The organism is Kitasatospora sp. NPDC059803 (assembly GCF_042732255.1).
GTDB lineage: Bacteria > Actinomycetota > Actinomycetes > Streptomycetales > Streptomycetaceae > Kitasatospora.
The window spans coordinates 8083-9798 of record NZ_JBHWIJ010000209.1; the positions used below are offsets into that span (position 1 = coordinate 8083).

Genomic DNA, 1716 nt, shown 5'->3' on the forward strand with positions numbered 1-1716 from the left:
CCCGACGCCCCCCCCCCGCGCCCCCGCGCCCCAGAGACCCGCCCCACCCCCCCCCCCCCCCCCCCCGCCCCCCCCCGCCCCCCCCCCCCCCGCGCCGCCCCGCCACCCGGTCCGGGCGGCGCCCGACGTCGCGAGGAGACACCAGAGCATGACGGTCTACCAGCCCCCCGGCACGCCCGGCAGCATCGTCGCCTACCGCTCCCGGTACGAGCACTGGATCGGCGGCGGCTGGACCCCGCCGGTGCGCGGCGAGTACTTCGGCGACCCGACCCCGGTCACCGGCGAGGTGTTCACCGAAGTCGCCCGCGGCACCGCCGAGGACATCGAGGCCGCGCTGGACGCGGCCCACGCCGCCGCCCCCGGCTGGGGCCGCACCCCGCCCGCCGAGCGGGCCCAGGCGCTGCTGCGGATCGCCGACCGGATGGAGGCGAACCTGGAGCGGCTGGCCGTCGCGGAGAGCTGGGAGAACGGCAAGCCGGTGCGCGAGACGCTGGCCGCCGACCTCCCGCTCGCGGTCGACCACCTGCGCTACTTCGCGGGCGCGCTGCGCGCCCAGGAGGGCGGCCTGTCCCAGCTGGACGAGGACACCGTGGCGTACCACTTCCACGAGCCGCTGGGCGTGGTCGGCCAGATCATCCCGTGGAACTTCCCGATCCTGATGGCGATCTGGAAGCTCGCCCCGGCGCTCGCGGCCGGCAACGCGGTGGTGCTCAAGCCCGCCGAGCAGACCCCGGCCTCGGTGCTGCTGTGGGCCGAGCTGACCGCCGACCTGCTGCCGCCCGGCGTGGTCAACATCGTCACCGGCTTCGGCGAGGAGGCCGGCGCCCCGCTGGCCTCCAGCAACCGCATCCGCAAGATCGCCTTCACCGGCGAGACCACCACCGGCCGGCTGATCGCCCGCTACGCCAGCGACAACCTGATCCCGGTCTCGCTGGAACTCGGCGGCAAGAGCCCCAACCTGTTCTTCGCGGACGTCGCCGACGCCTCGGACGCCTTCTACGACAAGGCGGTCGAGGGCTTCGCGATGTTCGCCCTCAACCAGGGCGAGGTGTGCACCTGCCCCAGCCGGGCGCTGATCCAGTCCTCGGTCTACGAGCGGCTGCTCGCCGACGGCCTGGAGCGGGTGCGCGCGATGCGCCAGGGCGACCCGCTGGACACCGAGACCCAGGTCGGCGCCCAGGCCAGCGCCGAACAGCTGAAGAAGATCCTCTCCTACTTCGAGATCGGCCAGGCCGAGGGCGCCAAGCTGCTGGCCGGCGGCGAGCGGGCCGACCTCGGCGGCGCCCTGGCCGGCGGGTACTACGTGACGCCGACGGTGTTCGAGGGCGTCAACAGCATGCGGGTCTTCCAGGAGGAGATCTTCGGCCCGGTCGTCTCGGTCACCCGCTTCGAGGACTTCGCCGAGGCGATCACCCTCGCCAACGACACCCAGTACGGGCTCGGCGCGGGCGTCTGGACCCGCAACCTCAACACCGCCCACCGCGCCGGGCGCGCCATCCAGGCCGGCCGGGTGTGGACCAACTGCTTCCACGCCTACCCCGCCCACGCGGCCTTCGGCGGCTACAAGAACTCCGGCATCGGCCGGGAGAACCACAAGGCGCTGCTGGAGCACTACCAGCAGACCAAGAACCTGCTGGTCAGCTACTCCCCGGACGCGGTGGGCCTCTTCTAGCCGGGCCGCGGCCCGCACGAAACACGGAACACGGAACCAGGAAC

The 1716-nt window shown here is 73.7% G+C and carries 1 protein-coding gene; it reads left to right on the plus strand.

Annotation, left to right across the window (positions count from 1 at the left end; all coding sequences use genetic code 11):
• The first annotated feature begins 148 nt into the window (after window positions 1–148).
• Window positions 149–1672 carry an aldehyde dehydrogenase family protein gene (locus ACFV6I_RS27630; protein ID WP_063350120.1) on the plus strand — a complete coding sequence of 508 codons (1524 nt, stop codon included), beginning with the start codon at window positions 149–151 and terminating at the stop codon, window positions 1670–1672.
• The last annotated feature ends 44 nt before the right edge of the window (window positions 1673–1716 follow it).

Coding starts and splice junctions, on each gene's coding strand:
- ACFV6I_RS27630 (WP_063350120.1), top strand. CDS start 149: ATGACGGTCTACCAGCCCCCCGGCACGCCCGGCAGCATCGTCGCCTAC.